The sequence below is a fragment of the Murinocardiopsis flavida genome (assembly GCF_003014485.1).
Taxonomy (GTDB): Bacteria; Actinomycetota; Actinomycetes; order Streptosporangiales; family Streptosporangiaceae; genus Murinocardiopsis; species Murinocardiopsis flavida.
This window is the reverse complement of sequence record NZ_PYGA01000007.1, coordinates 129,975-151,717: the sequence shown is the minus strand read 5'-3', so window position 1 is coordinate 151,717 and position 21,743 is coordinate 129,975. Positions and strand designations below refer to the sequence as shown.

Annotated in this window: 17 protein-coding genes; 12 read left to right on the top strand and 5 right to left on the bottom strand. The window is 73.9% G+C overall.

The genetic code is table 11. The features are described 5' to 3' along the window. Positions 1-101 precede the first annotated feature (101 nt). Both CLV63_RS12140 and CLV63_RS12135 read left to right on the top strand, forming a co-directional pair. Entirely contained in the window at positions 102-1,295 is a 1,194-nt protein-coding gene (locus tag CLV63_RS12140) for a PP2C family protein-serine/threonine phosphatase (protein WP_106583082.1), read from the top strand. A 257-nt stretch (positions 1,296-1,552) separates the two neighbouring features. Further along, positions 1,553-2,806, top strand: a complete 1,254-nt coding sequence (locus tag CLV63_RS12135) for a cytochrome P450 (protein ID WP_106583081.1) — start codon at positions 1,553-1,555, stop codon at positions 2,804-2,806. A 7-nt stretch (positions 2,807-2,813) separates the two neighbouring features. On the opposite strand, the gene CLV63_RS12130 is transcribed toward CLV63_RS12135, so the two are convergent. The 5 genes from CLV63_RS12130 to CLV63_RS12110 form a co-directional block, all read right to left on the bottom strand. Further along, positions 2,814-4,076 carry a cytochrome P450 gene (locus tag CLV63_RS12130; protein ID WP_106583176.1) on the bottom strand — a complete coding sequence of 421 codons (1,263 nt, stop codon included), beginning with the start codon at positions 4,074-4,076 and terminating at the stop codon, positions 2,814-2,816. A gap of 5 nt (positions 4,077-4,081) precedes the next feature. Then, the gene (locus CLV63_RS12125; protein ID WP_106583080.1) at positions 4,082-4,690 is read right to left on the bottom strand and encodes a GTP-binding protein; all 609 of its coding nucleotides are present in this window, start codon (positions 4,688-4,690) and stop codon (positions 4,082-4,084) included. Next, complete coding sequence (locus CLV63_RS12120; RefSeq protein ID WP_106583079.1) at positions 4,671-5,024, bottom strand: DUF742 domain-containing protein; 354 nt, start codon at positions 5,022-5,024, stop codon at positions 4,671-4,673. The genes CLV63_RS12125 and CLV63_RS12120 overlap by 20 nt, the downstream gene beginning before the upstream one ends. Continuing rightward, the gene (locus CLV63_RS12115) at positions 5,021-5,440 is read right to left on the bottom strand and encodes a roadblock/LC7 domain-containing protein (RefSeq protein ID WP_106583078.1); all 420 of its coding nucleotides are present in this window, start codon (positions 5,438-5,440) and stop codon (positions 5,021-5,023) included. Before CLV63_RS12115 ends, CLV63_RS12120 begins: the two co-directional genes overlap by 4 nt. A 93-nt stretch (positions 5,441-5,533) precedes the next feature. Further along, positions 5,534-6,955, bottom strand: a complete 1,422-nt coding sequence (locus CLV63_RS12110) for an ATP-binding protein (RefSeq protein WP_106583077.1) — start codon at positions 6,953-6,955, stop codon at positions 5,534-5,536. 775 nt (positions 6,956-7,730) lie between these two features. Here CLV63_RS12110 and CLV63_RS12100 point away from each other — a divergent pair. The 10 genes from CLV63_RS12100 to CLV63_RS12055 are packed head-to-tail and all read left to right on the top strand — an operon-like array spanning position 7,731 to position 21,697. Continuing rightward, positions 7,731-8,624 carry an NTP transferase domain-containing protein gene (locus CLV63_RS12100; RefSeq protein WP_342751386.1) on the top strand — a complete coding sequence of 298 codons (894 nt, stop codon included), beginning with the start codon at positions 7,731-7,733 and terminating at the stop codon, positions 8,622-8,624. Between the two features lie 5 nt (positions 8,625-8,629). Beyond that, on the top strand, positions 8,630-10,432 hold the full coding sequence (locus CLV63_RS12095) for an aldehyde ferredoxin oxidoreductase family protein (RefSeq protein WP_106583074.1): 1,803 nt from the start codon (positions 8,630-8,632) through the stop codon (positions 10,430-10,432). Then, on the top strand, positions 10,429-13,329 hold the full coding sequence (gene fdhF, locus CLV63_RS12090; RefSeq protein WP_106583073.1) for a formate dehydrogenase subunit alpha: 2,901 nt from the start codon (positions 10,429-10,431) through the stop codon (positions 13,327-13,329). The genes CLV63_RS12095 and fdhF overlap by 4 nt, the downstream gene beginning before the upstream one ends. Then, positions 13,326-15,014, top strand: coding sequence for an NADH-ubiquinone oxidoreductase-F iron-sulfur binding region domain-containing protein (locus CLV63_RS12085; RefSeq protein ID WP_106583072.1), 1,689 nt, complete (start codon positions 13,326-13,328; stop codon positions 15,012-15,014). Before fdhF ends, CLV63_RS12085 begins: the two co-directional genes overlap by 4 nt. A gap of 29 nt (positions 15,015-15,043) precedes the next feature. Beyond that, positions 15,044-16,270 (top strand): molybdopterin-binding protein, encoded by a 1,227-nt coding sequence (locus CLV63_RS12080; RefSeq protein WP_106583071.1) that lies wholly within the window; start codon positions 15,044-15,046, stop codon positions 16,268-16,270. Positions 16,271-16,278: 8 nt separating this feature from the next. Then, positions 16,279-18,195, top strand: a complete 1,917-nt coding sequence (locus CLV63_RS12075; protein WP_106583070.1) for a molybdopterin biosynthesis protein — start codon at positions 16,279-16,281, stop codon at positions 18,193-18,195. A gap of 16 nt (positions 18,196-18,211) precedes the next feature. Further along, positions 18,212-19,150, top strand: coding sequence for a substrate-binding domain-containing protein (locus CLV63_RS12070; RefSeq protein ID WP_106583069.1), 939 nt, complete (start codon positions 18,212-18,214; stop codon positions 19,148-19,150). Beyond that, positions 19,147-19,992, top strand: coding sequence for a substrate-binding domain-containing protein (locus tag CLV63_RS12065; protein WP_106583068.1), 846 nt, complete (start codon positions 19,147-19,149; stop codon positions 19,990-19,992). The genes CLV63_RS12070 and CLV63_RS12065 overlap by 4 nt, the downstream gene beginning before the upstream one ends. Beyond that, positions 19,992-20,648, top strand: coding sequence for an ABC transporter permease (locus CLV63_RS12060; protein WP_106583067.1), 657 nt, complete (start codon positions 19,992-19,994; stop codon positions 20,646-20,648). The genes CLV63_RS12065 and CLV63_RS12060 overlap by 1 nt, the downstream gene beginning before the upstream one ends. Then, the gene (locus CLV63_RS12055; protein WP_106583066.1) at positions 20,633-21,697 is read left to right on the top strand and encodes an ABC transporter ATP-binding protein; all 1,065 of its coding nucleotides are present in this window, start codon (positions 20,633-20,635) and stop codon (positions 21,695-21,697) included. Before CLV63_RS12060 ends, CLV63_RS12055 begins: the two co-directional genes overlap by 16 nt. Positions 21,698-21,743: the final 46 nt, after the last annotated feature.

Below are 21,743 nucleotides of genomic sequence, written 5' to 3'. Positions count from 1 at the left end.
GTCCGGTACCCGGCCGGCGGGCACGCGCCGAGGCGGCCGGCCGGGAGACACGCTGCCGCTGTGAACTGCGGTTTTCCCAGTCCGGTGTGAGACTGCTCTACATGGACAAACAGGTCCCGATCGGGGCGAGCGAGCGGCTGTTCGAGGAGCTCATCCGCTCCGTCCACCGCAGCGGTCCGATCGACGTGCTGGAGACGGCGGCCGACTACGGCTCCGCGCTCGGGCTGAAAGAGATCACCGTCTACCTGGTCGACCTCCAGCAGCGCCTGCTCGTCCCCCTCACCGGCGGCGGCTCGCTGCCCATCGACGGCACCGACGCCGGCCTGGCGTACCGGAGCGAGACACTGCGGCTGACCGAGGGCAACGGCTCCGAGCTGGGCCTGTGGCTGCCGCTGATGGACGGCGCCGACCGCATGGGCGTCCTGCACATCAGCGCGCCGGTGCTGGACGAGCCCACCCTGCGGCGCTGCCAGATGGTCGCGGCCCTGCTGGCGCTGGTCATCACCGCCAAGCGCGCCTACAGCGACACCTACGTCCGGCACACCCGCACCGCGCCCATGCAGCTGCGGACGGAGATGCTGCGCGCGTTCCTCCCGCCGCGCACGCTCGGCACGACGCGCGCGGTGTCGACCGCCGTCCTCGAACCGGCCTACGAGCTGGGCGGCGACGCGTTCGACCACTCGATCACCAAGGACACCCTCCACGCGGTGATCCTCGACGCCATGGGGCACGACCTCGCATCGGGGCTCACGGCGTCGGTGGCGATGGCGGGGGCGCGCAATGCCCGCCGCAGCGGCGCCGACCTCGCCCGCCTGGTCGGCAACGTGGACCAGGCGCTGCACACGTGGCTGCCCGAACGGTTCTGCACCGCGGTCTTCGCCGGCCTCGACCTGTCGAGCGGGACGCTGTCGTGGGCGAACTGCGGCCACCCGGCGCCGCTGCTGCTCCGGCGGCAGCGGCTGGTCCACGAAGCGCTGGACCGCGCCCCGGAGCTGCCCCTGGGGCTCGACGTCCTGGCCGGGACCGAGCGCACGGTGCACGAGTTCGCGCTCGAACCGGGCGACCAGGTGCTGTTCTACACCGACGGTGTCACCGAGGCGCGCGACCCCGAGGGCGACCTGTTCGGCCTGGAGCGGTTCACCGACTTCATCGCCCGCGCCTCAGCGGCCGAGGAGCCGGCCCCCGAGACCCTGCGGCGGCTGATCCACGCCATCCTCGACCACCAGCACGGCCACCTCAGCGACGACGCGACGATCCTGCTGCTGGAGTGGCGGCCCGACGGCCCGCGCACCTGACCCGACGATTCCCGGCCCGACGATTCTTGCCTTGGATCCGCGGCGCCGGCCTCATTCGGACGGCGCGCGCCGCGTTCCCCTGCCCACCGCGTGCGGCCGACCGCCCCCGTGCACCATTACGAAACCTCGCCGCCGCGCCGAACGCGATGCCGATCGTTGCGAACCCTCCTGGGAAGACCGATCCAACCGTTTGGACTCTTTCGCGGCCGCCGCCGGGATGGCTACTCTGACGCCCTATCGGCGAACGAGGGAGCTTCATGGTCACCGTCGATCACGCGCCGGACATCCTTTCCCCCGAGTTCGCGGCCGACCCCTACGCCGCCTACCGGACCCTGCTCCAGGACTCCCCACTGGCGTGGCACGACGCCATGGGCAGCTACATCGTCTCCAGGTACGACGACGTCGCCCGTGCCTTCAAGGACCCCGCCTTCACCACCGACAACTACGCCTGGCAGCTCGAACCCGCGCACGGGCGCACCATCCTCCAGATGAGCGGGCGCGAGCACTCGGTCCGCCGCGCGCTGGTGGCGCCGGCCTTCCGCGGCAGGGAGCTGGAGCAGCGGTTCCTGCCCGCCATCGAGCGCAACTCCCGCGAGCTCATCGACCGGTTCCGCACCACCGGCTCGGCCGACCTCGTGGGCGACTTCGCCCGGCACTTCCCCATCAACGTCATCGTCGACATGCTCGGCCTCGACCCGTCCGACCACGCGCGGTTCCAGGTCTGGTACGCCGCCATCATCGGCTTCCTCGGCAATCTCGCTCAGGACCCCGAGGTCGCCGCGGCGGGGATCCGGACGAGGGAGGAGCTCGCCGCCTACCTCATCCCCGTCATCCGGCGGCGCAGGCGCGAGCCGGGCGACGACCTGCTGTCCACCCTGTGCGCCGCCGAGGTCGACGGCACGTCGATGAGCGACGAGGACGTCAAGGCGTTTTGCAGCCTGCTGCTCGCCGCGGGCGGCGAGACCACCGACAAGGCCATCGCCGGCGTCTTCAAGAACCTGCTCGAACACCCCGAGCAGCTGGCCGAGGTGCGCGCCGACCGCGGCCTCGTCGCCAACGCGTTCGCCGAGACCCTGCGGTACTCCCCGCCCGTCCACATGATCATGCGCCAGCCCGCAGAGGACATCGCGCTCAGCGGCGGCACCGTGCCCGCGGGGAGCACGGTCACCTGCCTCATCGGCGCGGCGAACCGCGACCCCCGCCGGTTCGCCGCCCCCGACACCTTCGACATCCACCGCGCCGACCTGCCGACCGACACCGCGTTCTCCGCTGCGGCGCACCACCTGTCGTTCGCGCTCGGCCGGCACTTCTGCGTGGGCGCGCTCCTCGCCAAGGCAGAGATCGACGTGGGGGTGAACCAGCTCCTCGACGCGATGCCCGACCTCCGGATCGCCGACGGCCACACACCGGCGGAAGAGGGCGTGTTCACCCGCGGCCCCGCCACACTGCCGGTCCGGTTCACGCCGGCCGCCGCGGTGCCCGGGCCCCGCACCGAACCCGGGCGGCCCTGACCGGCCGTCAGCCGCCCCCGGCGTAGGTGGGGGTGAACGCCACCGGCAGCCGCTCCAACCCCCGCATCCACACCGACGGCCGCCACACCAGCGACTCAGCCGGCACCGCGAGGGCGAGGTCCGGCAGCCGGTCGAGCAGCACCTCGACCGTCGTCCTGGCGATGACCTCGGCGACCTCCGGCGCGGGGTAGGGGCAGCCGTGCTCGCCGTGCCCGAACGACATGTGCGCGTGGTTGCCCATCAGGTCCGCTGACATGTCGAGGGACGTGTGCGGGTCGGCGTTCGCAGCGGCCAGCCCGAGGACGAGCAGGTCGCCGGTTCGCACCCGCCGCCCGCCGAGGTGGGTGTCGCGGGTGGCGAACCGGCCGATGAAGTTCTGTGTCGGGGTGTCGTACCACAGCACCTCGTTGAGGGCCTGGCCCACGCTGCCGCGGCCGCCCGACAGGGTCATGGCGAACCGGCTGTCGGTCAGCATCAGCCGGATCGTGTTGCCGATCCAGTTCGCCGTGGGCTGCTGGGCCGCCGCCGTCACCACGAGGAGGTCCTGGACGATCTCCTCGTCGGTCAGCCGCGACGGGTGCCGCAGCAGGTGCGACGGCACGTCGGCGCCCGGCGCGTCGCGCTTGGCGGCGAGGAGGCGGCCCATGGCCTCCTGCACCCGCAGGTACGCGGGGATCGCGTCCGGCCCGACGTCCAGCGAGATCGCCACGTCGCGCACCAGTTGCGGGGTCGCCGACTCGGACATGCCGTACATCTTGGCGACGGCGAGCAGCGGGATCCGCAGCGCGAACTGCCCCACGAGGTCGGCCTCGCCGCTGCCCGAGAACGCGTCGATGAGGCGGTCCGCGATCCGCTCGCAGTGCGCCCGCAGGTCGAACTGGTCGACACCGGCGAGTGCGTCGCCGATGGCGCCCGCGCGTCGGCGGTGCTCGGCGGCCTCGGTGAACATCACCGAGGGGTTGTGCTGGACGTAGGGCAGCAGCGGCCAGTCGGCGGGGACGTTGTCCCACTGGTTCCAGCGCCGGGTGTCGCGCGCGAAGAGATGCGCGTCGCCCGTGATCTGGTGGACCTCGCGGTACCCGGTGACGAGCCACGCGGGCAGGTCGCCGTCGAGCAGGACCGGCGCGACCGGGCCGAACCTGCGCCTGATCTGCGCGTACAGCGCCGCAGGGTCCTGCTGGAACTGCGGGCCGGACAACCGGACCCGTTCCTCGGGGGCCGCGCTGCCGGCGGTGCCGGCGGTGCCGGCGGTGCCGGCGGATGGGTGGATGTCGGTCACGGCGATGCCTCCCGGGCAGCGGACAGGGTGTGGAGATGGTCGACCAGCGCGATCAGGACCTCTTTGGCGGACTCGCGCCGCCGCGCGTCGCAGTCGACGAGCGGAACGCCGGCGGAGAGGTCGAGGGCGCTGCGGACGTCGCCGAGGTCGTGGGCCAGCGGCTCGAACCTGTTGCGCGCGACGATGAAGGGGGTCCCGTGGTGTTCGAGGCGGTCGATGGCGTACCAGGAGTCGGCGAGCCGGCGGGTGTCGACCAGCACCACGACGCCCAGCGTCCCCGCGAACAACTGGTCCCACAGGAACCAGAACCGCTCCTGGCCGGGCGCGCCGAACAGGTACAGGATCATCCGCTCGTCCAGGCTGATGCGGCCGAAGTCGAACGCGACCGTGGTCGTGGTCTTCTCGGGCGCGCCGACGTTGTGGTCGACACCGGCCCCGGCCTGGGTCATGACCTCCTCGGTGCTCAGCGGGCGGATCTCGCTGACCGATCGCACCATTGTGGTCTTGCCGACCCCGAACCCGCCGACGATCACGATCTTCACGCCGTCGGCGGCGCTGGACCGCAGGGGCCTGCGCCGGGGGAGGTCAGAGCTTGCGGAGTCCAACGAGCACCTTCCGCAGGAATTCGGTGTCGGGGAGCGGGTCCCCGGCGGAGGAGGGGTGGCGTGCCGAGGCGCGGCCGGTGTCGATGAGGTCGGTCAGCAGGATCTTGACCACGCTCACGGGCAGCGCGAGCTCCGAGGAGAGCTCCACGACCGATGTCGGGTCGCGGCAGATCCGCAGGATCCGGACGTGCTCCGACTGGCTCCCCGCCGCGGGGGCCGATTCGCTGACGATCAGGGTGACGAGGTCCAGGCCGTGACCGTCGGCCCGGCTGCGGCCGCCGGTGACGGTGTAGAGCCGGTCCGGGTCCTCGTCGGCGACATCGCGGGGGTTCATGGTGTCGGACTGGTGGACGGGGTGTAGCGGGGCGGTGCGGTGAGGAACGGGCCGATCTGCTCGACCAGCTCGTCCATGGTGTGGCCGATCAGGCCGACGTCGGCGTCCTGGGTTGCGATGACGGCGAGGTGGGCGCCCATCCCGGCCGCCACGATGAACAGGATGCCGCCGTGGAACTCGGTCATCGAGCTGCGCACGCCGCCGGTGCCGTCGCCGAACTCCATCGACGCGCCATGGGACAGCGCCTGGACGCCGGCGGCGATCGCCGCCAGCTGGTCGGCCTGGTCGACGGCGAGGGCGGCGGTGCGGCACAGCTTGAGTCCGTCCTTGGACAGCACCAGCGCGTGCAGTGCGCCCGGGGTGCTGCCGACGAGGTTCTCCAGCAGCCATTCGAGGTTCGGGTTCGTCGCGTCCATCGGGATTCCGGGGCGGCGGGCCGCGGCACGGCGTGCCGGGGCCGCCCCTCACTCCAATCAGGGGTCTCGCGGTTCGGCGGCGGAACGGCGGGCTCAGGTGGCGTCGTCGGCTGCCGCGGGGGGCGCCGCGGGCGGGCCGCCGGGGTCGCCTATGCGGGAGCGGCTCTGCTGGAAGGCGCCGAACCGGGATCCGGCGTCGGGGCGGGGGACCGCGGCCCGGGTCTCCTTCGGCGCGAGTGGGGCCGACGCGGCCCGCAGCGTCGCGCCGCGCGGGCGCTTGGGGAGTTCGCTCTGGTCGGCGTGTGCCCCGGGGCCCGGCGGGGCCGGGTCGGCCGCGGGGACGGGGGCGGGTCTGCGCACGGGTTCGGGGAACGGCTCCTCGCGCACCGGGGTGATTAGGTGGTTGGGGATGCGCAGGACGACGCCGATGCCGCCGCGCGAGGACGGCCGGAAGAACACGTGCAGCCGGTGCTTGCGCGCCAGGCAGCCGACGACGGCCAGGCCCAGCCGGGTGCCCGACAGCATGGCCATGTCGAGGGGCTGGGTGTCGGACACGGCGGCCTCGGCCCTGGCGAGCGCCTGCGGCTTCATGCCGAGCCCGCCGTCCTCGATCGTGATGACCGCGCCGTTGTGCAGGTCCTCGACGTAGATGTGGACCTCCTCGGAGGGCGCCGAGAAGCGGGTGGCGTTGTCCATCAGCTCGGCGAGCGCGTGCATGACGTCCTCGGCGGCGTAGCCCGCGACGGCGTTCGCGCTGCTGGAGTGCACGCGCACCCGCTGGTAGGCGCCGATGCGGCCCATGGCGCCGCGGATGACGCTCTCCATGGTGATCGGCTTGGTCCAGCGCCGGCCCGACCGCGCGCCGGTGAGCACGGCGATGCTGTCGGCGGTCCGGCCGGTCTGCGCCGTGCTGTGGTCGATCCGCAGCAGGTCGCCGAGCATGTCGTCGGAGCAGCGGTCCTCCATCGTGCGCAGGTCGGCGAGGGTGCGGGTGGACAGCGCCTGCACGCGCCCCGCGGCGTTCGCGCACGCGGCGGTGGCGGCGGCACGGCGGCGCTCGCCGAACGCGATCTCGTGGACGAGGGTGCGCAGGACGCGGTGGTGCGCCGCGTCGGCGGGGTGCTCGACCTCGGCCAGGACGGTCTCGGCGGTGGCCCCTTCGCGGAGCCGGGTGACGGCGGCGGGCAGGGTGTGGTCGACCAGCAGCGCGAGTTCCTCGCGGGCGGCGTCGAGGCGGCCGCCCGCCCGGTGCAGCTCCGCCCAGGCGCGGTGGGCGTCGTCCTCTGCCGCCGCCAGGTCGGCGGAGCGCCGCACCGCGACGTACACGGCGCCTGCGAGCAGGACGGTGGTCGCCGCGGCGGCGGCGCCGACGGCGACGCGGGCCTCCGCGGTCAGGGCGGCGGTCACCAGGGCCCAGAGTCCGCCGGCGCAGACCGCGGCCGCGAGCGCGGTGAGCACTGCCCGGGCGCCGGACCGGTGGCGGTCCGGGGGGCGTGCGGGCGATTGTTGCGACATGAGATCAGGTACCTCGCGTCCGGCCGGCGGCAGAACAGCATTCGGGTCGGGCGGAACCGGCGATGGAGAATCGGGGGCGCCGCTGTGCTCGCCGTGGGCGGGAACCGCCGTTGCGCGGCGAATTCCGGGACCGGTGGGCACGGGGCGTGTGCCTGCGGCTCCCATTCTCTGCGGCGAGGTACGTATCGTATTCCCTCGTCCTTGTCGGCCGCGGGCAGTTTGCGGAATTCGCGCCGGATGGGGGACGGCTCGCCGCCGATGGCCGAGCCTGCTTGGTATCGTGGCAGGTGAGGGCGTTATTCGCGGTTCGCGTTCGGGCGGCCGGTGCCCGTCCCGCGGGTGCGCCGGGCCCGCGCCGCGGCGCCGACACCGCGGAACACCGCGAATCGGGGTCGGCACGGCGGGGCGGCGGTGGAATTGACGGCGGCCGACGGCTTTTTCCGCGCGAATGCAACGCGTTCTCTGCCGTCGTCGAAATCCCGGTCTCCGCATCGGTGAATTGCCGGGCGGAATCATCGCGGAAGAAAGGGAAACGCGCCGGCGCCGATCGGGGCCGGGGCCGGTGGTGCACCCAAGCCCGGGGCCCATGGCGCCGGGGAGCCGGGCGGCGGGGCCGCGGCTCGGGGGGCGGTGCCCGGCGCGGCGGCGGGGCTGTGGTCGGATCGGTGCAGGGAGAGCAGGTCGCATCCGCGCGGGAGGGGAGTGATCACGCTATGGGCCTACGCGTGGGTAGGGCGTTGACTGGGGACTGTGAGAGCAAGGCAGGGGTATTGACATGTCGTATACTGTCTACAGTATGAAACCGAGTGCGGGTGTTGTTCTCGCAGGCGGTCGCTCCTCCCGCATGGGGGCCCCGAAAGCGGCACTCGACTGGCACGGTTCCACGCTGCTGCGGCACGTCACCGGCGTTGTCGAGCGCGCGGTCGACGGGCCGGTGATCGTCGTGCGGGCGCCGGGGCAGCCGCTGCCGGAACTCGACCCCAAGGTCGTCGTCGCCGACGACCCCGAGGAGGGCCGGGGCCCCATGCAGGGCCTCGCCGTCGGCCTTGCCGCGGCGGCGCGCCACGCCGACACCGCCTTCGTGTGCTCCACCGACCTCCCCTTCCTGCACGCGGCATTCGTGCAGGCGGTGCTGCGCGGCTTCGAGCCGGACCCGGACGCCGGCTGGCCGGAGGCACCGGAGGTCGTCCTGCCGTTCGTCGGCGGCTTCCGCCAGCCCATGGCGGCCGGATACCGCACCGCCCTCGCGTCCCGCGTCGAGCGGCTGCTCGGCGAAGGGCGGCTGCGCCCGTCCCACCTCTTCGAGGAGAGCGCCGTGCGGCAGCTCGACGACGCCGGGCTGCGCGCCGACCCCCGGCTCGCGGCGGCCGACCCCGCCCTCGACTCCGTCGTCAACGCCAACACCCCCGAGGAGTACGCGGCCGCGCACGGCCGCCCCGCCCCCGAGGTCGTCGTGGAGCGGTTCGGCGTGCTGGCGACCCGCGGCGCGGGCCGGGGCGCGTCCCGGGTCAGGGCCGCGAACCTCGCCGCAGCGGCACGGCAGGCCGGGGTCCCCTTCGACGGCCACGTGGTGGCGGCCGTCAACGGCGACCAGATCCGCGGCGACGGCATGTGGCCCCTGCTCGCGGGCGACACCGTGTCCTTCTTCTCGGCCGACGCGGGCGGGTGAGCGGCATGGGACCCGCCCCCGGCGGCTACTGCGGCCAGGCGCTCGTCGTCGACGTCACCGACGGTTCGTCCACCGTCCTGCCGCTGCCCGATCACGTGCTCCGCGGCTACCTGGGCGGCGCCGGGCTGGGGACCTGGCTGCTGACCGAGCTCGGCCCGGCGGGCGTCGAACCGCTCGCCCCCGCCGCCCCACTGGCGTTCGTCTTCTCGCCGCTGGTCGGCACCCCGCTGACCACCAGCGCCAAGTTCGCCGTGGTCGCCAAGTCGCCGCTCACCGGCCTGCTCAACGACGCGCTGTCCTCCAGCCACTTCGCCATTTCGGGCAAACTCACCGGCCACGACGCCCTCGTGGTCGTGGGCCGCGCGCGGGAGCCGGCCAACCTGCTGATCGACCAGGACGGCGCCCGCCTCGTCGACGCCGCGGAGCAGTGGGGCATGTCGGCCGCCGACGCCGAGGAGTCCGTCCGAGCGCGGCACGGCCGCAAGTGGCGCGCCGCGAGCATCGGACCGGCGGGGGAGCGCGGGGTCCGCTACGCCACCATCTCCCACGACGGCCGCCACGCCGGCCGGGGCGGGCTCGGCGCGGTGCTGGGCGCCAAGAACATCAAGTGCGTCGCCGTGCGGGGCGACCGGCGGGTGCCCGTGGCCGACCGCGACGCCGTGCTCGCCACCGCGAAGGACCTCCGCTCCCGCTCGTTCGGCCCGGCGACGGAGAAGTACCGCGAGCTCGGCACGCTGTCCAACCTGCTCGCCTTCAACGCCGTCAACACCCTTCCGACCCGCAACTTCCAGAGCGCCACCTTCGCCGACGCGGCCAGGCTCTCGGCGGAGGACCTCGCGGAGAGCCGGTCGGTGGCGCGGTCGAGCTGCGCGTCGTGCAGTATCGGCTGCGAGCACATCTACGCCTCGAAAGGGGGTGCGAAGGCGCGGGTGGAGTACGAGAACGTCTTCGCGCTCGGCCCCATGTGCGGGGTGTCGGACCCCGACCAGGTCCTCGAAGCGAGCGCCCGGTGCGACGAACTCGGCATCGACACCATCTCGGCCGGCGGCACCATCGCCTGGGCCATGGAGTGCGTCGAGCGCGGCATGCTCGACGCCCCGTGGCTGCGGTTCGGCGACGGCGCGGCGCTGCTGCGCGCCCTGGCGGAGATCGGCACCCGCACCGGCGTCGGCGCCCTGCTCGCCGAAGGCTCCCGGCGCGCGGCCGAAACCGTCGGGCAGGGCTCGAGCGCGTTCGCCCCGCACGTCAAGGGCTTGGAACTGCCGGGCTACGAACCGCGCACCATGCAGGCCATGGCGCTGGGCCTCGCCGTCAACGCGCGCGGCGCCGACCACAACCGCTCGGGCGCCTACGAAGCCGACTTCACCGGGGGCCTCGACCGGATGCACGGGACGGCCGCGCACGTCCGGGCCGCCGTCGAGACCGAGGACCGGGCGGCGATCATGGACTCCCTGATCTTCTGCAAGTTCCTCCGCGGCGTCTTCACCGCGCCCTTCGACGAGTGGGCGCGGCTGCTGTCGCAGGTCACCGGGTGGGACGTCGACAGCGGTGAGCTGCGCGCGACCGCGCGCCGCATCGTCCTCGCCAAACGCGCCTACAACCTGCGGGAGGGCTGGACCCCTGACGACGACTGGCTGCCCGAGCGCTTCCTCGGCGGCTCGCTCGAACTGGGCTCCGGCCGCACGGCGACGCTGCCACCCGAGCGCCTGCGCGCGATGATCGATACCTACTACGCCGAACGCGGGCTGGGCCGGGACGGTCGGCCGCTGGTGACGTCGAGCGATTCAAGAGCGGAGTCGAGACCATGACAATGACCCCGGCGGCTTCGGCCGGCACCGAGCAGCAGACCGTGGCGCTCACCATCGACGGGCGGCAACTCAGCGTCCCCGAGGGGACGACCATCTGGGAGGCGGCCAAGGGGGCGGGGATCGAGATCCCCGCGCTCTGCCACGACGAGCGCTACGACCCGGTGGGCGTGTGCCGCATGTGCGTGGTCGACACCGGCGGCCGGGCCTTCGCCGCGTCCTGCATCCGCCCGTGCGAGCAGGACATGGAGGTCGCCACCGCCACCCCGGAGGTCGAGCGCAGCCGGGCGGTGCTCACCGAGCTCCTCGTCGCCGACCAGCCGCCGCGCGAGGCCGACCCCAAGCAGACGACCACGGCGGACAACGAGCTGCTCGAAATCGCCGACACCTACGCCATCGCGACGATCGACGACCTGCTCAAGGGCCCGAGCCGCGGCACCGACACCTCCAACCCGGTCATCGCCGTCGACCACGACGCCTGCATCCTCTGCGACCGCTGCGTGCGCGCCTGCGACGACGTCCAGGGCAACGACGTCATCGGGCGCAGCGGCAAGGGCTACGACACCCGCATCGCCTTCGACCTCAACGACCCCATGGGCGAGTCGTCCTGCGTGACCTGCGGCGAGTGCGTGTCCGCGTGCCCCACCGGCGCGCTCACCAACAAGCCCATCAACAACATCCCCATCCAGCCGCGCGCCCAGCTCGACGCGGTCGACACCGTCTGCCCCTACTGCGGCGTGGGCTGCGCCCTGACCTACTACGTCGACCGCGTGCGGGGCGGCATCTCCTTCGCCGAGGGCCGCGACCAGCCGGGCAACAAGGGGCGCCTCTGCGTGAAGGGCCGCTACGGCTGGGACTACGCCGCGTCCCCGCAGCGGCTCACCACCCCCCTGATCCGCGTCGACTCCGCCTACCCCAAGGGGCCGCTCTCCGCGGACGTGCGGGCCGATTCGCAACTCGACGGGTTCGCGAAGCGCGGCCGCGGCCGCAGGCCCGGCGGCCTGGTGCCCTATGAGGAGGTGCTGCCGCACTTCCGCGAGGCCACCTGGGACGAGGCGCTGGACCTCGTGGCGGAGCGGCTCGGCGGCATCTACGCCGAGAGCGGGTCGGCGGGCATCGCCGGCTTCGGCTCGGCGAAGTGCTCCAACGAAGAGGCGTACCTGTTCCAGAAGCTGATCCGCACGGCCTTCCGCTCCAACAACGTCGACCACTGCACCCGGCTGTGCCACGCATCCAGCGTCGCGGCGCTGTTCGAGGGCGTCGGCTCCGGCGCGGTGTCGACCACCTACGGCGACATCGCCAACGCCGACGTCGCCATCATCACCGGCAGCAACGCGACGGCGAACCACCCCGTCGCGTCCTCGTTCTTCAAGCAGGCGCGGCGCAACGGCACCAAGATCATCTATGTCGACCCGCGCGCCGGGACGGTCGCCGACCACGCCGACATCTTCTGCCAGCTCAAGCCCGGCACCGACGTGGCCCTGTACAACGGGATCATGCACGAGGTCATCCGGCTGGGCCTGGTCGACCGCGACTTCATCGCCGAGCGCACCACCAACTACGAGCGGCTCGCCGAGACCGTCGCGGCCTACCCGCCGGAGCTCGCCGCGCAGATCACCGGGATCGACGCCGAGACCATCCGCGAGGTGGCGCGCGTGTGGGGCGGGGCCGGCGCCGGGGTCATCTACTGGGGCATGGGCATCTCGCAGCACACCACCGGCACCGACAACGCGCGCTGCCTGATCGCGATGTGCTCCATCACCGGCAACGTCGGCCGCCCGGGCACCGGGCTGCACCCGCTGCGCGGCCAGAACAACGTGCAGGGCGCCTCCGACGCCGGCCTGATCCCGATGTTCTACCCCAACTACCAGCCGGCGGGCGACGAGAAGTCGCGGGTCCTCTTCGAGGAGGCGTGGGGCACCGATCTCAACCCGGAGAACGGGCTCACCGTCACCGAGATCATCGCGTCGGTGCTCGACGGCGGCGTGCGCGGCATGTACATGCTGGGCGAGAACCCCTTCATGTCCGACCCCAACATCAACAAGGTCCGCAAGGCGCTGTCGCAGATGGACTTCCTCGTGGTGCAGGACATCTTCCTCACCGAGACCGCCGAGTTCGCCGACGTCATCCTGCCCGCGTCGTCGTACCTGGAGAAGGACGGCACCTACACCAACACCGACCGCAGGGTGCAGCTCGGGCACAAGGTCTTCGACCCGCCCGGCGCGGCCCGCGTCGACTGGGAGATCGTGCAGGACCTCGCGCAGCGGCTGGGCCTCGACTGGGACTACGCGTCGCCGCGCGAGGTGTTCGAGGAGATGGTCCCGCTCATGCCCGACTACGCCAACCTCGACTACGACAACCTGGGCTCCACCGGCAAGCTCTACCCCAACCCCGATCCCGATGGCAGCGACGGCACCGTGGTGCTGTTCGACGAGCGGTTCAACACCGCCGACGGCCTGGCGCACCTGGTCCCCGCCGAGTGGCTGCCCGGCAAGGAGCTGCCCAGCGAGGAGTACCCGCTGGTGCTCAACACCGGGCGGCTGCTGGAGCACTGGCACACCGGCTCGATGACCCGGCGCTCCTTCGCGCTCGACAGCATCGCGCCGCGCGCCGAGGCGTATGTGAGCCCTGAGGACGCCGCCGAGCTGGGCCTGGCCGACGGCGACTTCGCCCGGGTGGAGTCGCGGCGCGGCGAGATCGTGCTCAACGTCAAGGTCTCGCACCGGGAGGTCAAGGGGAACATCTTCATCCCCTTCCACTTCAGGGAGGCCGCGGCGAACCTGCTGACGATCGACGAGATCGACCCCACGGGCAAGATCCCGGAGTTCAAGTTCTGCGCCGTGCGGATGGCCCCCGCGGCGGACCGTGTGAGCACCCGAGCCGGAGGTAGCGCGTCGTGACAGTGGAAGCCCAGCAGCCGAAGGTCCCCGGCGTGGAGGCGCGCGCGGGCAAGTTCCGGGGCCCCAGCCTGATCCCGATGCTGATCGCCATCCAGGAGCGCCGCGGCTGGCTGCCGCGGGAGGAGCTGACCGCGCTCGCGCGCGAGCAGCGGCGGCCGCTGTACGAGATCGAGGGCCTGGTCTCGTTCTATCCGCACTTCCGCACCGAGGAGCCCAAGGGTGCCACCGTCGGGCTCTGCCACGACCTCGCGTGCTGGCTGAAGGGCTCCGAGAGCCGCATCGGCGCCATGCGCGAGCGCTACGGCGACGCCGAGGACGTCGCCGTCACCGAGATCTCCTGCCCCGGCCGCTGCGACATCGCCCCGGCCGCCACCGTCGACGACGCCCCCTGCCGCATCGACGACGTCCCCGCCGTGCTGGCCGCGGGGTCCGGCGGGCACGCCGACCCCGGCGCGACCGTCGCCTACGGCCCCGCCGAGGGCTGGCCCAACGACCCCTACGACCGCCCCGAGCACCGCTACGGCGCCCTGCGGGCGCTGCTGACCGGCGCGGTCGCCCCGGAGCAGGTCATCGCGGACCTCCAGGAGGCCGGGCTGCGCGGCATGGGCGGGGCCGGCTTCCCGACCGGCCGGAAGTGGGACCTCGTCCGCAAGGCCCCCGGCGGCGTGAAGTACGCCATCTGCAACGCCGACGAGTCCGAGCCGGGCACCTTCAAGGACCGCCAGCTCCTCGCCGAGCAGCCGCACCTCGTCCTCGAAGGCATGCTCATGGGCATGGTCGTCACCGGCGCGGAGGAGGGGTGGGTGTTCATCCGGCACGAGTACGGCCCCGAGGAGGCCGTCCTGCGCGCCGAGATCGAGCGGCTCGGCGCGCTGGGCCTCACCGGCGACGACGTCCTCGGCACCGGCCGCAGGCTCGTGGTCGACGTCTTCACCTCGCCCGGCGGCTACATCCTCGGCGAGGAGACCGCCCTGATCGAGTGCATGGAGGGGCACCGGGGCGAGCCGCGCAACAAGCCGCCGTTCCCCGGCGTGCACGGGCTGTGGGGCCGCCCCACCCTGATGAACTCGGTCGAGACCTTCGCCGACGTGCCGGTCATCGCCACCCGCGGGGCCCAGTGGTGGCTGGACCAGGGCATCGGCGAGAGCGGCGGGCTGAAGTTCTTCTCGGTGTCGGGCCACGTCGAGCGGCCGGGCGTCTACTGCGTGCCCATGGGCACGACCATCCGCGCCCTCGTCGACCTCGCGGGCGGCGTCGCCGGCGGCGCCGAACTCGACTGCGTCCAGCCGGGCGGCGCCTCGTCCAACTTCCTGGACGCGTCGCACCTCGACACCCCGCTCGACTTCGGCACCCTCGCCGAGGCCGGGTCGATGCTGGGGTCGGGCGCGCTCGTCGTGATCGCCAAGGGCACCGACACCCTCGCCGCGGCAACCAACGTCCTGCGGTTCTTCCGCAACGAGTCCTGCGGCAAGTGCGTGCCGTGCCGGGTCGGCTCCACCAAGGCCCACGACCTGCTCGCCGAGACCCTGCGGTCCGGCGGGGAGCTGAGCGCCGAGCGCCGCGAGCGCCTGCTCGAACTGGAGACCGTCATGCGCAAGACCTCGATCTGCGGGCTGGGCCAGGTCGCCATGGGCCCGGTGGTGAGCGTCCTCAACGGCAGCGGTGCGGCGGGGCGGCCGGAGTGAGCGCGGAATGAGTGCGGAGTGAGCGCGGAGTGAGCGCAACGGAGTTCTTCACGGCGCTGCCGGTGTCGGCGGCGCTGGCGGGGTTCCGGCCGCTGCGGCGGACCGGCACCGAGGAGGTCGACCGCGCGGCCGCGCTCGGCCGGGTGCCCGCGGCCCCGGTCGCGTCCGGTGCGGCGCTGCCGGGGTTCGCGCGCTCGACCGTCGACGGCTACGCGGTCCGCGCCGCCGACACCTACGGCGCCGGTGAGGCGCTGCCCGCGTACTTCGACCTCGTCGGCGCCGTGCGCATGGGCAGCGCTCCCGATGCCGCCGTCCGTCCCGGCGGCGCGGTGCAGATCCCCACGGGCGCCGCCATCCCGCCCGGCGCCGACGCCGTCGTCATGGTCGAGCACACGCAGGTGACGATGCCCGGCGTCATCGAGGTGACGCGGCCGGTCGCCGTCGGCGGCGGCATCGTGCGCGCCGACGAGGACGTCGCCGTCGGCGCCGAACTCGCCCCGGCAGGCCGTGCGCTGCGCGCCCAGGACCTCGGCCTGCTCGCCGCCGCGGGCGTCACCCGGGTCGAGGTGCGCGCGCGGCCCCGCGTCGGCATCATCTCGACCGGCGACGAAGTGGTGCCGCCCGACACCGCGGACCTCGGCCCGGGCCAGGTGCGCGACGCGACCGCGTCTGCGCTGGCGGCCCTGACCGAGGAGGCGGGCGGCGCGCCGTCGCTGCGGGGGATCGTCCCCGACGACGCCGAAGCCCTCGCCGCCGCGCTCGCCGCGGCGGTGCGCGACTGCGACGTCGTCGTGGTCTCGGCCGGCTCGTCGGTCGGGGCGCGCGACGAGACCGCCGCCGCGGTCCGGGCGCTGGCCGACTCCCGCGTGTACTGCCACGGCCTCGCCATCAAACCGGGCAAGCCCACCCTGCTCGCCGAGTGCTCCGGGGTGCCGGTCGTCGGCCTGCCGGGGAACCCGCTGTCGGCCCTGGTGGTGTTCCGCCAGGTCGGCCTCCCGGTGCTGCGGCGGGTCGGCGGCATTGCGCTGCCACCGGCCGAGCCGACCGCCACGGCGGCCATGGCCCGGGCCGTCGCGTCGGCCGCGGGGCGGCTCGACGTCGTCCAGGTGCGCGTGCGCGACGGCGTCGCCACACCGCTGTTCGGGGCCTCGGCCCTGCTGTCCCTGCTCACCAGCGCGGACGGCTACATCGTCATCCCCGAGGCGGCGACGGGGATCGACGAGGACGCCCAAGTGACCGTGACGATGTACAGGTAGGTGGAGGCGTGCACGACAGCCCCTTCGTGAACGACGTGCCCGCGGAGGAGGCGACCGCGGCCTGGCGGCGGGCCCGCGCCGAGGCCGGCTGCCCGGAGCGGATCCCCGAGGCCGTCGTCCCGGTCGGCGACGCGGTCGGGCGGGTGACGGCGCGGCCGATCTGGGCGAGCCGCTCCTCACCCGTCGGCGACGTCGCCGCGATGGACGGGATCGCGGTCCGCGCGGCCGACACCCACGGCGCGTCGGAGACCGCGCCACTGCACCTCAAGGCCGACTCCTACCGGGTGGTCGACACCGGCGACCCGATGCCCGACGGCCTCGACGCCGTGGTCATGCGCGAACACGTGCACTACGCCCCGCCGGGCGACGTCGCGGAGCTCCTCGCCGCCGTCCCGCCGTACCAGCACGTGCGCTCCATCGGCGAGGACGTCAGCGCGGGCGAGCTGCTGCTGCCCGAGGGGCACCGGCTGCGCCCGGTCGACGTCGCCGCGGCCGCGGCCGCCGGCGCCACCGAGCTGACCGTGCGGCGGCCGCCGAAGGTGGCGGTCATCCCCACGGGCGACGAGATCGTGCCCATCGGCTCGCCGCCGCGGCACGGCGAGATCCTCGACACCAACTCGCTGATGCTGCTCGCGCAGGCGCGCGAGGTGGGCTGCGAGGCGTGGGCCGCGCCCATCCAGCCCGACGACGCCGAGATCATCGGCGCGGCGGTCCGCGACGCCGCGGCAGCGGCCGACCTGGTGCTGCTCGTGGCCGGGTCCAGCGCCGGGCGCGACGACCACACCGCGCGCGTGGTCGCCGCGGCCGGGTCGCTCGCCGTCCACGGGGTCGCGGTGCGGCCGGGGCACCCGGTGGTGCTGGGCACGGCCGGGTCGACCCCGGTGATCGGCGTGCCGGGCTACCCGGTCTCGGCGGCGCTCACGTTCGACATCTTCGCCGCGCCGCTGCTCGCCGAGTTGGAGGGGGCGCCGCCGCCGCACCGCCCGCAGGTCACGGCGCGGCTCACCCGCAAGCTCCCGTCGGTGCTGGGCATGGACGACTGGGTGCGGGTGCGCCTGGGGTCGGTGGGCGGGCAGATCGTCGCCACCCCGCTGCCGCGCGGCGCCGGGGTGCTGACCTCGCTGGTGCGGGCCGACGGCCTGCTCGTCGTCCCGTCGGCGGTCGAGGGGCACCGCGCCGGTGCGCGGGTCCCGGTCGAGCTGCTGCGCAGGCTGCCGGAGATCGAGCGCACCATCGTCGCCATCGGGTCGCACGACCTCGTCCTCGACCTCGCGGCGACGGCCCTGCGCGCCGCAGACCCGACCCTCACCCTGATGTCGTCCAACGTCGGCTCGCTCGGCGGGCTGGTGGCGCTGCGCGACGGCCTGTGCCACGTGGCGGGCTCGCACCTGCTGCACCCCGCCACGGGGGAGTACACCCTCCCGTACCTCGATGAGATGCTGCCCGACCGGAAGCCGGCCGTCGTGCGCCTCGTGCACCGGGAGCAGGGGCTGCTGGTGCCGCCCGGCAACCCGAACGGCATCACGGGGCTGGCCGACCTCGCGGGCGGCGGCCTGTCGTACGTGAACCGCCAGCGGGGCGCGGGCACCCGGATGCTGCTCGACCACGAGCTGCGCGGCCTGGAGATCGATCCGGCGGCGGTCGCGGGCTACGCGCGCGAGGAGCCGACCCACCTCGCCGTCGCCGCTGCGGTCGCGGCGGGGCGGGCCGACTGCGGCCTCGGGATCATGGCGGCGGCCCGCGCGTTCGGACTGGACTTCGTTCCGGTGGCGCGGGAGCCCTACGACCTGGTGCTCGACGAGGAGAGCCTGGACGATCCGATGCTCGCGCCGCTGTGGGAGCTGCTGGGCTCGGCCGACTTCCGCGCCTCGGTGGAGGCGCTGGGCGGGTACGGCACCGAGGAGACTGGCCACCGCATCCGCTGATCTGTATACTGTATAAGTGATACAGAAGGTACAGAAAGCCGAGGAGATCGCCGCAGCCGTCGCGGCCGACATGATCGCCGGGCGCCTCGGACCCGGCGATCCCGTTCCCGCCGTCCGCGAACTCGCGCGGGCGGCGGGCTGCTCGCCCGGCACGGCCGCGCGGGCGCACAGCGTCCTGCGCGAGGCCGGGCTGATCGAGGGCTCGCCGCGCGCGCACGCCGTCGTCACGGCCGAGGCGCCCGAGCGCGCCGTCGCCATGGCGGCCCGCACCGGGGGCGACGGGGCCGCCCGCCTGTCCGGCAGCGACGACCCCGCGCTCGATCTGCTGCTGACCCTCGTGGGGCCGGCCGTCGAACGCGCCCCCGCCGGGCGCGGCAGTGTCGCGGGGCTCGGCATGCTCGCCCAGGGGGCCGTCGACGCCGCAGCGGTCCACCTCCGCGACGTCGGCACGGGCCGCGCCAACGACCCGTTCGCGCGGCGCGTCCTCGGCGGCCGCCCCGCGACGCTGGTCCACCTGTGGAGCCGCGAACAGGGGATCGTCGTGCCGCAGGGCAACCCGCGCGGCATCACGGGAATCGCCGACCTGCACGGCGCCGCCCTCGCCACCCGCGCCCCGGGCACCGGGTCGCGGCTGCTGCTGAGCCGGCTGCTGCGCGAGGCGGGCGCCGAACCGGGGCCGGGCGGCGAACTGTGCGAATCGCACCTCGGAGTCGCCGTCGCCGTCACCACCGGTGCCGCCGACGCCGGGCTCGCCGTCCGCGCGGCGGCCGATGCCGTCGGCGCCGGCTTCGTGCCGGTCGAGTGGGAGGACTTCGAACTCGCCGTCGGCGCGGAGTCCCTGGGCGCCATCGCCCCGCTCATCGACGTCCTCACCACCCCATCCTTCCGGCACCGGCTGTCCGCCATGGCGGGCTACGACCTCAGCCGCGCCGGCGACCTCAGGGAGGCCGCATGATCCACGGGACGCGTCTGAGGACGGTATTCGGCGCGCTCGCCGCCGCTGCGGCCGTGGCAGCCGCCACCGGATGCGGGGGCGGCGGGGCCGAGGGCGCGACCGGCGGCGCCGACGGCACCATGGTGCTCGCGACCACGACCAGCACCCAGAACTCGGGGCTGCTCGACGAACTCGTGCCGATGTTCGAGAAGAGCGGCGACTGCGTCGTGAAGCCGGTCGCCGTCGGCTCCGGGCAGGCCATGGCCATGGGCGAGAAGGGCGAGGCCGACGCGCTGCTCGTCCATTCGCCGGAGGACGAAGAGCGGTTCATGGCCGACGGCCACGGGTCCAGCCGTGAGGCGGTCATGCACAACGACTTCGTCATCGTCGGCCCGCCCGACGACCCCGCCGGTCTCGGCGGCGAGGACGACGCAGCCGCGGCCCTGAAGAAGATCGCGCGGAGCAAGACCCCGTTCGCCTCGCGCGCCGACGACTCCGGCACCCACGCCAAGGAACTCACCCTGTGGGAGCAGGCGGGCGTCGACCCTGGCGGGTCCTGGTACGTCGAGACCGGTCAGGGCATGGGCGAGACCCTGACGGTCGCGAACCAGAAGGAGGCGTACACCCTGGCCGACCGCGGTACCTACCTCGCCACCGGCAACCTGGCGTCCGAGATCGCCTTCGAGGGCACGAAGGCGCTGTACAACGAGTACCACGTGATCGTGGCGGAGAAGGCGGCGAACACCGGCTGCGCCGAGGAGTTCGCCGCCTGGATCCGCGGTGCCGACGTGCAGCAGGACATCGCGGAGTTCGGCGTCGAGGAGCACGGCGAACCGCTGTTCTTCCCCGACGCGAAGAACTGATGGCACCGGACTTCACCGAGGTCCTGGCGCGATCGGCGCTGGTGTCGCTGACCGCGACCGCCATAGCGTCGCTCATCGGCATCACGCTGGGCACCGCGCTGGCCCTCACGCGTGTGGGCGGGCGGCGGATCCTGATCGCCGCCGTCAACACCGGCATGGCGATCCCCACGGTCGTCGCCGGCCTCGCCATCGCGCTGCTGCTGTGGCGCACCGGCCCCCTCGGCGGCCTCGGACTGATCTACACCGTGCGGGGGATGATCATCGCCCAGACGGTGATCGCCACGCCGCTGATCGCGGCGATCACCATGGCCGCCATCCGCATGCTCCCCCCCGAGCTGCCCGAACAGCTGCGCCTGCTGGGGGCGAACCGGGTGCAGCTGGTGCTGCGCCTGTGGCTCGAAGCGCGCATGTCGCTGCTCGCCGCCGCAATGGCGGGCTTCGGCACCGCGGTCTCCGAGGTCGGCGCCGCGACCATCGTCGGCGGCAACATCCACGGTCACACCCAGCTCATGACGACCGCCATCGTCGAGAGCGTCGGCCGCGGCGAGTTCGGCGTCGCGATCGGCTACGGCGCGATCCTGCTGGCGCTGGCGTTCGCCATCAACGGCCTGCTCGTCTCGGTGCAGCGGACGGGGGCGGCATGGGAGCGGAACTGAGCGTCCGCGGCCTGCGGCACGTCCGCGGCGGCCGCGTCGTGCTCGACGTGGGCGCCGTCGACGTCGCCGACGGCGCCCGGCTGTGCGTCCTCGGCCCCAACGGCGCGGGCAAGACGACGCTGCTGCGGCTCGTCGCCGCCGTCGAGCCGCCCCGGCAGGGCAGGATCACGATCGACGGGATCAGCCCCCGCGACGGCGGGGTGGCGCTGCGGCGGCGCGTGGCGTACGTGACGCAGCGGCCGGCCCTGCTGTCAACGAGCGTGCTGCGCAACGTCGAGCTGCCGTTGCGCTGGCGGAAGATGCCGAAGGGCCGCCGCGGCGCCGTCGCCGCCGCCGCGCTGGAGCGGCTGCGCGTCGCGCACCTCGCCGACCGCCCCGCGACCGCCCTGTCGGGCGGCGAGCAGCAACGGGTCAGCCTCGCGCGCGCCCTCGCCGTCGACCCCGACGTGCTGCTGCTCGACGAGCCGGCGGCCGGTCTCGACGCCCAGTCGCGGACGGCGTTCCTCGCCGACCTCGGCCGGGCGCTGGCCGGCCGCGCGACGACGGTCGTGCACGTCTCCCACCGCCCGGAGGAGGCGATGCTCCTCGCGGACCAGGTGATGGCGCTCCTCGACGGGCGCGTCCACCAGATCGGGCCACCCGAGGTCCTCACCCGGCGCCCGGTCGACGCGAGCGTCGCCGCGCTGGTCGGCTACGACAACCTCGTCGACGCCTACGTCGAGGCCGACGGCGCCGTCACCGTCGGCGGTGCCCCGTCGGGGCTCACCCGGCACGGCCCCGCCGGCCCCGCGACGGCCGCGGTCTTCGGCAACGGCGTGCGCCTCGCACCGGCCGACGGGCCGGGAATCCCCATGCGCGTGGCGCAGGTCGCCCCGGGTCCGGGCCACTGGACCGTGGCACTCGAAGGCGCGGCGCCGCTGCTCGCCAAGGTGCCGCTGGACCACCCGCCGCCCGCCCCCGGCGACCGGGTGGCGGCGGCCTTCGCGCCGGACCTCAGCGCCGTCCTCCCCAAACCCGGCGCCCCCACCCGCCCCGACACCCCGCGGTAGGACGGCCCCGCCGCCTCACTCGATCGACCGCGCCCGCCCGCGGGCC